Annotated in this window: 10 protein-coding genes, 1 other RNA gene and 1 pseudogene; 7 read left to right on the forward strand and 5 right to left on the reverse strand. The window is 58.7% G+C overall.

What is annotated here, in order from left to right; all coding sequences use genetic code 11:
• From Q7T06_RS02585 to Q7T06_RS02610, 6 genes and pseudogenes are all read left to right on the forward strand, one after another.
• A pseudogene (locus Q7T06_RS02585) lies at positions 1–331 on the forward strand (ABC transporter substrate-binding protein); the annotation flags it as partial.
• A gap of 36 nt (positions 332–367) precedes the next feature.
• On the forward strand, positions 368–1,198 hold the full coding sequence (locus tag Q7T06_RS02590; RefSeq protein ID WP_304779663.1) for an ABC transporter permease: 831 nt from the start codon (positions 368–370) through the stop codon (positions 1,196–1,198).
• Positions 1,191–1,988: an ABC transporter ATP-binding protein gene (locus Q7T06_RS02595; RefSeq protein WP_304779667.1), complete on the forward strand. Its 798-nt coding sequence runs from the start codon at positions 1,191–1,193 to the stop codon at positions 1,986–1,988. The genes Q7T06_RS02590 and Q7T06_RS02595 overlap by 8 nt, the downstream gene beginning before the upstream one ends.
• Entirely contained in the window at positions 1,985–2,806 is an 822-nt protein-coding gene (locus tag Q7T06_RS02600) for an alpha/beta hydrolase (RefSeq protein ID WP_304779670.1), read from the forward strand. Before Q7T06_RS02595 ends, Q7T06_RS02600 begins: the two co-directional genes overlap by 4 nt.
• 216 nt (positions 2,807–3,022) lie before the next feature.
• Entirely contained in the window at positions 3,023–3,367 is a 345-nt protein-coding gene (locus Q7T06_RS02605; RefSeq protein WP_304779674.1) for a CidA/LrgA family protein, read from the forward strand.
• Positions 3,364–4,089, forward strand: a complete 726-nt coding sequence (locus Q7T06_RS02610; protein WP_304779676.1) for an LrgB family protein — start codon at positions 3,364–3,366, stop codon at positions 4,087–4,089. The genes Q7T06_RS02605 and Q7T06_RS02610 overlap by 4 nt, the downstream gene beginning before the upstream one ends.
• Positions 4,090–4,116: 27 nt before the next feature.
• Here Q7T06_RS02610 and Q7T06_RS02615 read toward each other — a convergent pair whose 3' ends face one another.
• The 4 genes from Q7T06_RS02615 to Q7T06_RS02630 all read right to left on the reverse strand — a co-directional run bounded on the left by Q7T06_RS02615 (position 4,117) and on the right by Q7T06_RS02630 (position 8,285).
• On the reverse strand, positions 4,117–4,551 hold the full coding sequence (locus tag Q7T06_RS02615; RefSeq protein WP_304779679.1) for an NINE protein: 435 nt from the start codon (positions 4,549–4,551) through the stop codon (positions 4,117–4,119).
• Between the two features lie 2 nt (positions 4,552–4,553).
• The gene (locus tag Q7T06_RS02620; protein ID WP_304779682.1) at positions 4,554–5,843 is read right to left on the reverse strand and encodes a cytochrome c; all 1,290 of its coding nucleotides are present in this window, start codon (positions 5,841–5,843) and stop codon (positions 4,554–4,556) included.
• A gap of 19 nt (positions 5,844–5,862) precedes the next feature.
• Positions 5,863–6,597 (reverse strand): c-type cytochrome, encoded by a 735-nt coding sequence (locus Q7T06_RS02625; protein WP_304779685.1) that lies wholly within the window; start codon positions 6,595–6,597, stop codon positions 5,863–5,865.
• A gap of 263 nt (positions 6,598–6,860) precedes the next feature.
• Positions 6,861–8,285: a PLP-dependent aminotransferase family protein gene (locus tag Q7T06_RS02630; RefSeq protein WP_304779688.1), complete on the reverse strand. Its 1,425-nt coding sequence runs from the start codon at positions 8,283–8,285 to the stop codon at positions 6,861–6,863.
• A 124-nt stretch (positions 8,286–8,409) separates the two neighbouring features.
• On the opposite strand from Q7T06_RS02630, the gene rnpB reads away from it, so the two are divergent.
• Positions 8,410–8,732, forward strand: an RNA gene (gene rnpB, locus Q7T06_RS02635) — RNase P RNA component class A.
• 77 nt (positions 8,733–8,809) lie between these two features.
• Here the strand turns inward: rnpB and Q7T06_RS02640 are convergent.
• A partial coding sequence (locus Q7T06_RS02640) for an amidohydrolase (RefSeq protein ID WP_304779691.1) occupies positions 8,810–9,580 on the reverse strand: 771 nt, incomplete at its 5' end.

Genomic DNA, 9,580 nt, shown 5'->3' on the forward strand with positions numbered 1-9,580 from the left:
CACCGTCAACATGGTGATGACTACCCACGCCGACAATATCAAGGACAAGGCGGAACTGATCAGGGTCTTCCTGAAGATCCATCGCCAGGCGACTGAGTATGCAATGGCCAACCGCGCTGCGTTCGTCGACATGTCGGTACAAAAACTCGGCTTGCCGGCGAAGACGGCTGAACTGGCGGCGCCGAATGTAGAGCTGACCTGGAAGATCGATGCCGACTGGAGCAAGCGTGCGCAGTATTACGGTTCGCAAATGCTGGACAAGAAGCAGATCCGCCAGTTGCCTGACTACGGCACGTTCATCAATGCCAGCTTCAACCCGCAAGGAAAATAAGCAGGGTTTTAAACGCTACATCTGGAAGGAATTATTGTGGATAGCACCGTCGAGTTACCGATGAAAATGGCCAGGCCGGGGAGTTGGCTGCGCATCAAGTCCTGGCTGACGCCTTTGATCGTGCCGCTGCTGCTCTTGCTGGGATGGCATGCAGGTGTGAAGGTGTCGGGGACGCAGCTGATCCCGTTGCCGAAAGAAGTCGGGTTGATGCTGTATGACTTCGCATTCGGCGGTATCTATGATGATGCCTTCAGTGAAACGCTGCCGCTGCATTTGTGGAAATCGGTCACGCGCGTCTACGGCGGTTTCTTCGCCGCCGCGCTGGTCGGCATCCCGCTCGGCTTGCTGATCGGCCGCATCAAGCTGATCCGCGATTTGCTCGATCCTACCCTGCAACTGCTGCGTCCGGTGCCAGTGACGGCATGGTTGCCGCTGTCGATGATCTTCTTCGGCATCGGCCCCAATGCGGCGATTTTCCTGGTGTTCCTCGGGGCATTTTATCCGATCGTCTTCAATACGATTTTCGGCGTGAAAGCGGTCGACAACCGCTTGTTTGAAGCAGCGTTGATGCTGGGATGCTCCGGCTCATCGCTGTTTCGCCAGGTGGTGTTGCCGGCAGCCATACCGTCCATCCTGAACGGCTTGCGCCTCGGTCACGGTTTTGCGTGGATATTGATCGTGGTGGGTGAGATGACCGGCGTGCCGGAAGGCCTGGGCGCCGTGATCATGGATGGCCGCATGCTGTCGCGTACCGATCTGGTGATCGCCGGCATGGTCGTGATCGGCATCGTCGGTTATGCCACTGACCGTGTGCTGGTCGCCATCAATAACCGCTTACTCAAATGGAGCCCGCAACATCATGTCTGATACTTATGCCGAACGCCGTCCCTTGCCGGCTATAGAAATCAAGGGCGTCAGCAAGGTTTTTGCGATGGGCGGGCAAACCGTGCAGGCGTTGCGCGAAGTCAACCTGACGATCACGAAGGGCGAGTTCGTCTGCCTGATAGGCGCGTCCGGTTGCGGCAAGTCGACGCTGTTGCGCATCATGGCCGGTTTTGAAACCGCATCGTCGGGCGTGGTTAACATGTATGGCATGCCTATTGTCGGGCCCAGCCCGGAGCGCGGCATGGTGTTCCAAGATTACGGCTTGTTCCCGTGGCTGACGGTGAAGGAAAACATAGGCTTCGGCCAGCGCCATCGCAATCTGCCCAAGGCCAAGCTCAATGAGATATCGGCTTATTACACCGACATGGTGGGACTGACCAAGTTTGCCGACTATTATCCGGGCCAGCTGTCCGGCGGCATGAAGCAGCGCGTCGCGATTGCCCGCGTGCTGGCCAACGATTGCGAAGTCTTGCTGATGGATGAACCTTTCGGCGCGCTCGATGCGTTGACGCGTGAAAAGCTGCAACAGGATTTGCTGGAAATCTGGGCCCGCACCAAAGTCACCGTGGTGTTCGTCACGCATGCGGTCGAAGAAGCCGTGATGCTGTCGGATCGTGTAGTGGTGATGACTGCCGGCCCGGGCCGCATTGAGGAAGACATCAAGCTGGAACTGGCGCGCCCGCGCGATATCACGGCGATAGAATTCAACCAGGTGCGGCGCGATATCACGCAGTATCTGAGCAGCCATGTCTCGAGCAAGGTGGCGGCATGACGGCCATCTATCGCGGCATGGATCAGGCGGCACTAGACGCCGGCTACAACAACACGACGGCGGTCAGCAACAGCAGCGCCTTGCTGCAGGATTTCGAGCAGCGCAGCGCCGCCTTGCGGGCGGCGCATGGCGAACATCTGGACTTGCGTTATGGACCGGCATCGCGTCAGCGCATCGATTATTTTGCCGCCAGCCAGCCTGGCCCCTTGCTGATTTTCATACACGGCGGTTACTGGCAAATGCGCGCCAAGGAAAGCTTCAGTTTTCTCGCCGCAGGTCCGCTCGCGCATGGCATCCATGTGGCGCTGGTCGGCTATACGCTGGCGCCGGATGCATCGCTGACCGAGATCGTCGCTGAAGTGCGGGCATCGATTGCGTGGCTGAAAAACAATGCTGCAGAATTTGGCGGCGACCCGGAACGCATGATCGTCTCCGGCTGGTCGGCCGGCGGCCACTTGACCGCCTTGTGTATCGATGAGCCGGGCGTGATCGGCGGCGTCGCGATCAGCGGCATTTACGATCTGGAGCCGATACGGCTTTCCTATTTGAACGATAAATTGCGCTTGAACGATGAAGAAGAAACTTCGCTCAGCCCGCTGCATCTGCCCTTGAGCGCAAGACCGCTCACGATCACTTACGGTACGGGTGAATTGCCCGAGCTGCAAAGACAGTCTGAACAATTTGGCGAGGCGCGCCGCAATTTGCCCGGCAAGGTGTGCCCGCTGCCGCAACACAATCACTTCACCATCCTCAATGAACTGGCAGCAGTCGATGGCGCGATTACGCGCCAGGTATGCGCGATGGCCGGGATGCAGTAATTCCGGTACAACAGAAAGATGGGCGGTGTGGATTTTTTCAGTTTCATGCCGCAGTGGCGATCGCTGAAAAATTTTCATCTGATCTGCGTCGGCATTTTTCCCGGCGACTGATACGATACGCAAGATGGCAAAGTTGGTATATTTGTCAGCACGCTCATTGCCGGGCTTTTTTTACCGTGTCGCCAGGCATGCCCTTAGACCCTTGCTGTCGCTTCCATGCTCAACACACTGCTCACGCTGCTCATCTTCCAGACCATGGGCGAAGGCCTGGTTTATCTGCTGGCGTTGCCGGTTCCCGGTCCCGTCATCGGCATGCTTTTACTGCTGGCTTATCTGATCTGGAAAAAGAATGTGGCGGCACAGCTGGCGCCGACGACCTCGCAATTGCTGGCGCACATGGCCCTGCTGTTTGTGCCGGCCGGTGTCGGCATCAGCGTGCACATGCACCGGATAGCGGATGAATGGCTGCCGATTGCGGTTGCGCTGGTCGTCAGTACCGTGGTGTCCATCGTGGTCACCGCTTTCGTGGTCAACAAGCTCAAAAGCCGGGGCAGAAAATGATGCCTAACCTGAATACGGTGTGGGTCTACCTGGCCGGCTCGCCGCTGTTGTGGCTGACGGCGACCTTGCTCGCCTATCGCACCGCAACCGTGATTTACGAAAGAAGCGGCCGCAGCCCGCTGGCCAATCCGGTTGCGATTTCAGTCGCGCTGCTGGTGCTGGTTTTGTATCTCACCGGCACGCCGTATAAAACCTATTTCGATGGTGCGCAGTTTGTTCATTTCCTGCTGGGGCCGGTGACGGTTGCGCTTGCCATCCCCCTGTATCAGCAGATAGAAAAATTGAAGTGCAACTGGTTCGCCTTGCTGGCCGGTGCGCTGATCGGTGGCGCGGCCGCGATCGCGTGTGCGATGTGCGTCGCCTGGGCGCTGGGTGCATCGCCATTGACGATACTGTCGATGGCGCCGAAGTCGGTGACGATCCCGATCGCAATGGGCATTACTGAAAAAATCGGCGGCTTGCCGACACTGACGGCGGTGATGGTGATGCTGACCGGCATATTCGGCGCCGGGGTCGCGCATTATGTTTTCAAGGCGATGAAGATAGAAGATGACCTGACGCGCGGATTTGCACTGGGTGCGACTGCACACGGGGTGGGCACGGCGCGCGCGTTTCAGGTCAGCGAGGAAATGGGTGCCTTTGCGGGCCTGGCGATGGGCTTGTCGGGTATTTTGACTGCCTTGCTGCTGCCGCTGGCGCTCAAGCTGCTGGGTTATTTCTAGTGCCGGGCCGTCGCCCACAATAATCGCTCAACCGTAAGCGCCGCCGGTCAGGAACAGATCGGTCGCGCGCGCCATGCTGAGTATCACTGCGGTAAAGCCGCCAGCGAAAGTCAGCACCAGCAAGGTCACCACCGGCCAACCGGACGCAGATAGCCGCTGCGATCCGGCATTGTGTTGCGCATCCCATTTGTCATCCGGCGTCAAACCGATGATCAATCCCTCTATCCATCCGGCGAAGATGGAAAGCGGGAACAATGCCAGCAGGCTGATGGCGAGTGGATGCGGCGCTTGCGCGAGCACGATTGCGCAGACAAACAAGGCAAACGCGCACACGTAAATCCAAGCCCAGAAGTCCCGCACACCGTACAGGTAGAAGCGATGCGTGCCGGGACCGCCGAGCGCGACCGCCAGCAGCGTCGCCAGCGTTTTGTTTTTATGCCTGTCGGCAGGACGATTATTCATTTTCAGTGGCGTGAGCGATATTGATTTACATCGACAGGTGAAATCGCCGTGCCTTGATTGCCCCATGCATTGCGTACATAGGTGATCACGGCCGCTACTTCTTCATCCGTCAGTGATTGGCCAAATGGCGGCATCCCGTATGGGCGCGGATTGCCGCTGGTGCTAGGCGCATAGCCGCCGTGCAAGACCATGCGTATCGCATTTGTCGCCACCGGGGTGGTGATGGCGCGGCTGCCGGCCAGTGCCGGATACACTGACGGCACGCCGGTACCGGATGCCTGGTGGCAGCTGGCACATTGATTTTCATACAGCTTGGCGCCGGCATCTATCACCGCCTTCTTGTCATCTTCGCGCAGGCTTTCTGCGGCGGCGACCGGTGCGGCGATTTGTTGCGGCAGGGATTTCAGATAGCCTGCCAGCGCAGTCACATCGTCATTGCGCATGTGTTGCAAACTGCCGGCGACGACTTCCGCCATCGGGCCGCTGACCGAACGGCCAGGCGCGACGCCGGTTTTCAGCAAGGCGGCCAGATGTTCGACTTCCCAGTTGCCGAGGCTGCTGTCCTTGTCGCCATTCAACGGCGGTGCATACCAGTTCAGCACCGGGATCATGCCGCCACCGAGTTCGGCTTTCAGATCGGTGCCGCCGAAAGAGTCGCGCGGCGAGTGGCAGGCGCTGCAATGACCCAGGCCTTGTGCCAGGTAGGCGCCGCGATTCCATTCGACCGATTGCTTGTCGTCATTCACATACTGGCCGGGGCGGAAATACAGCGCGCGCCATGCATAGAGCAGGAAGCGGTTGTTGTACGGGAAGCGCAATTCAGGCTCGATATTCTTTTGCGCGACGGCAGGCAGTGTTTGCAGAAAGGCGAAGATCGCATCGCTATCGGCACGCGTGACCCGGGTGTAGTTCGTGTATGGGAAGGCCGGATACAGCAGGCTGCCATCTTTCGATTTGCCGTCGTGCATCGCCTGCCAGAAATCCGCATTGCTCCATTTGCCTATGCCGGTTTCTGCATCCGGGGTCAGGTTGGATGTGTAGATATTGCCGAATGGCGTAGGCACGACACGTCCGCCCGCATAGGATTTACCGCCGCGTGCAGTGTGGCAGCTCATGCAATTTCCCACGCGCGCCAGGTATGCGCCCTGGACGAGTTGTGCGGCAGCACTAGCTGGCGGCACCGATGCCTGGTCGAGATCGGGATTGCGGTTTGCCATGACGAGCCAGAGGATGGCGATGGCAAGGAGTGTCAGTAACAGCGCGCAGGCGCGCCACAGGTATTTACGTTTCATGGATTTGCTTCTTTGCTATTTACGGTGCGAGATTGCCGCAGTCCAGAGGGAGTTTGGTTTTGCTTGCCGGCGCCGGCGTTGCATCGGCCGGCACGCGCTGCTCGGATAACCAGGCGGTAGCGGCGCTGATATCGGCACCACTCATTTTCTTGACTATCTCTGCCATACAATCGGGCGCGGCAGCCTGGCGCGTGCCGATTTTCCACGCACCTATCTGTCCCAGCAGATAATCGCGCGGCAAGCCGACCAGGCCGGGTATCGCCGGCGCCATGCCTGTCATTTTTGCGCTGTGGCAGGCGATACAGGCCGGGACGCCCTTGGCCTTGTCGCCCTCGTGCACCAGTATGCGACCGCGTTCCAGTTCGGCCGGATTCGATTGCGTAGCTTGCGGTGCTGGATAAGGTGGGTGCTGCTCGGAGAAATACTGGGCAATCTCGCGCAGATACGCATCCGACATGTTTTCCAGCATCGAAGTCATGACCGGATAGGTGCGCTTGCCGTCACGGAAATTGATTAACTGGTTGTACAGATAGCCAGACGGCTTGCCGGCGATGCGCGGATAGTAACCATCGCTGCCGGCGCGGCCTTCCTTGCCGTGGCAGACGACGCAGGCGGCGACGCGCTGCGCGATGGTATCGGGAACTTTGCCCTTGTCGGCGCTGGCGGCGATGCTGCTGCCGAATGCAAGGCAGGTGACAAGTAGGGATGTGGCTAGCGTATAAGCAGTGCTGCGCATGGTGAAAAACTCACTCATTTAATAGGTCTCTGGAGCAACGCGGTGCAGCGTTGAGGTAACTGTTGCGACAAAAATAACAAGGCATGACTGACAAAACAGGATGCGCAAGCGGCGATTTGGCACCTGACAGCTTGTTTCTTGCATAGCTACGACATGATACTGCAAGGGTAAGCGCCGCCGCCCGCATAATCCAGCAGCAGAAGCGGGATAAAAAACCATAGCAGTTTGAAATATCGGTCTTTTGACGGGATTGTGATGTTTAAAAAAGCAAGATCGCTTGATCAAATAGCCAGACTCAGCGCATGCACCAACCGGCCCAGCGTGGCCAGTGCTGCTTCCGTGCGCGCATCCCAGGCATGGCCGTAATTGAGGCGTATGCAATTGTTAAAGCCCTGGTGCGCAGAAAAAATCGGTCCCGGTGCAATGCTGATGCCGTGCGCCAGTGCCTGCCTGTGCAAGATCAGCGCGTTGACATTTTCCGGCAATTCCACCCACATGAAATAACCGCCTTTGGGCCGCGTCGCCTGCGTGCCGGGCGGGAAGTGGCGCGCGATGGCTTCCATGAATTGCGTCTGCTGCACCGACAGCGTATGGCGCAAATGACGTAGGTGCCTGTCGTAGCCGCCTTTCTCCAGATAGGCGGCGAGTGCGGCTTGCGCTGGCGCCGAGGCAGCTAGCGTGGTGGTCAGTTTATGCCGCGCGACGGCGCGCGTGTAGCGGCCCGGCACTGCCCAGCCGACGCGATAGCCGGGCGCCAGGCATTTGGAAAAAGACGAGCAGTGCATGACCAGGCCTTTGGTGTCGAAAGCCTTGGCCGGCGTCGGTCGTTTGTCGCCGAAATACAGTTCGCCATAGACGTCGTCTTCTATCAGCGGCACGTCGTACCTGGCCAGCAGTTCTACCAGATCGCGTTTCTTTTCATCCGGCATCAGGCTGCCCAGCGGATTCTGGAAATTCGTCATCAGCCAGCATGCCTTGGGTTGATAGCGTTCCAGCTTGCGGGCCAGTGCCGCTAGGTCCATGCCTTCGCGCGGATGTGTCGGCACTTCGATGGCGCGCAAGCCGCTGCGCTCCAGCGATTGCAGTGCTGCATAAAAAGTAGGCGACTCAACCAGCACCGCATCGCCCGGGCGCGTGACTGCCATCAGGCAAAGATTGAGTGCATCCAGCGCACCATTGGTGATGACGATTTCATCGGCTTGCACGTGCAAGCCATCGGCCAGGTAGCGCAAGGCGATTTGCCGCCGCAGTTGCGGATTGCCCGGCGTCATGTCGTCGACTATGCTCCACGGATCGAGCTGCTGGACGCTGGCTGCCATCACTTTCGCCAGCCTGGCCAGTGGGAACAGCAGGGGGCTGGGGAAGGCCGAGCCCAGCGGCACTACATCGCGCATCCGGGCCGATTCCAGCACTTCAAACACGCGTTCGCTGATATCGAGCGGCGCAGTATCCTCGTCCGGTTGCGATGATTGTTCCGGTTCCGGCGGTAATTTGCGCGCGTCGCCGATGACGTAATAGCCAGAGCGTTCGCGCGCGCGTATCAAGCCGCGCGCTTCCAGCAGGTAATAAGCCTGGAACACGGTGGATGGACTGAGGCCGCGGCTGGCGCTGGCGTGGCGCACTGAAGGCAGGCGGTCGCCGAGCTGCAATACGCCATCCTGTATGGATTGCGCAATATCGGCGGCCAGCGTTTCATACAGTTTCATGCAGAGAGTTTGGTTGGTATGCGGGGAATGAGGGCGCGGGCCTGATGTATAGGCGCCATGGCTTAGCCGACATGATAAGACATTATTCAAACTTCCCGCTGCGCAGTGGACTACAATGGCGGCTGAAGTAAGCCAAGACAACCGCTGGCTGTCATTTCGGTGATGGCGGGAGGAAGGTCCGGACTCCATAGAGCAGGGTGACGGTTAATGGCCGTCCGCCGTGAGGCGAGGAATAGGGCCACAGAGACGAGCGTATTAAGTTACGGTGAAACGCGGTAACCTCCACCTGGAGCAATTTCAAATAGGCACGCGTTGACGTTGCTCGCGGAGCGTGCGGGTAGAAAGCTTGAGCCGTGGAGTAATTCACGGCCTAGAGGAATGGTTGTCATAGCGCATGGGCTTGCTCATGCGCCGTAACAGAATCCGGCCTATCGGCTTACTTCATCTTTTTCCAGAGCGGTGTGCAAATTATTGCGCACCGCTTTTTGTTTTTGCGGCGCGCATCGCTAGCGCCATGCGGCTGCTTACGCAAATTCTTCGCCGAACAGCAGCAACCATGCACTACGGTAGGCGATGTCATGCCGTGTTTCTGCCGGTAGGCGCTGCAGGAAAGCCCTGTGTCGTTGATCGTATTCGGCCAGGCGGTGCAGCCTGTCCTGTCCCAGATCCAGTGCGGACAGAAAACGGCGCGGATGGGCGACGATCAGGTCGCGCCACTCATCCTTGATGCCGCCGAAGGTAGTCCATATGCGGGCGTGCCGCTGGTTGCTCAATGGGTATATTGAGGCAGCGTCGCCGAACGCAGTGTCGAAATACAGATTGGGAAATCGCTTGAGCAGAGAGTCGACGTAGGCCGGCGTGTAGATGGAAGTGCGTTCGATATAGCGTATTTGCGCGAGGTGGCACCACATGACCCTGGCCTTGGGATACTGTTGCAGCATTTTTTCCAGCGGCGCAAGGAGTGAGTCTTCTACTTCATAGTGGATCTGGAACAGCATGCCGGTTTGTTCGCTGATGCTGAACAGGCGATGCCCCAGCGGGCTGTCGATGGCGATGGTGACGTCCCTGTCCGTACTGCTGTTCTTTGCCTGGCGCGGTGAAGGATAGTGGCGGAACTCGAATTCCCCGAGCAGCATGATTTTCTTGTCGCGGGCAGCGGCTTGCTGCGCATCGAGAAATTCGTCGGGCGCCTCTGTCGTGGCCGGTGCTTGCCCGCCGTTTCCCACCGGGATGAAGTGCTGCGGATAAGCGGCTATCAAGCGCGCCGATAAATTATCGAAACGCACGCCCTGGCT

It is taken from the genome of Herminiimonas sp., assembly GCF_030645555.1.
Lineage (GTDB): Bacteria > Pseudomonadota > Gammaproteobacteria > Burkholderiales > Burkholderiaceae_D > Oxalicibacterium.

Excerpts from the sequence above, each read along its gene's own strand:
- Q7T06_RS02595 (WP_304779667.1), top strand. The coding sequence starts at position 1,191 with ATGTCTGATACTTATGCCGAACGCCGTCCCTTGCCGGCTATAGAAATC.
- Q7T06_RS02600 (WP_304779670.1), top strand. The coding sequence starts at position 1,985 with ATGACGGCCATCTATCGCGGCATGGATCAGGCGGCACTAGACGCCGGC.
- Q7T06_RS02605 (WP_304779674.1), top strand. The coding sequence starts at position 3,023 with ATGCTCAACACACTGCTCACGCTGCTCATCTTCCAGACCATGGGCGAA.
- Q7T06_RS02610 (WP_304779676.1), top strand. The coding sequence starts at position 3,364 with ATGATGCCTAACCTGAATACGGTGTGGGTCTACCTGGCCGGCTCGCCG.
- Q7T06_RS02615 (WP_304779679.1), bottom strand. The coding sequence starts at position 4,551 with ATGAATAATCGTCCTGCCGACAGGCATAAAAACAAAACGCTGGCGACG.
- Q7T06_RS02620 (WP_304779682.1), bottom strand. The coding sequence starts at position 5,843 with ATGAAACGTAAATACCTGTGGCGCGCCTGCGCGCTGTTACTGACACTC.
- Q7T06_RS02625 (WP_304779685.1), bottom strand. The coding sequence starts at position 6,597 with ATGAGTGAGTTTTTCACCATGCGCAGCACTGCTTATACGCTAGCCACA.
- Q7T06_RS02630 (WP_304779688.1), bottom strand. The coding sequence starts at position 8,285 with ATGAAACTGTATGAAACGCTGGCCGCCGATATTGCGCAATCCATACAG.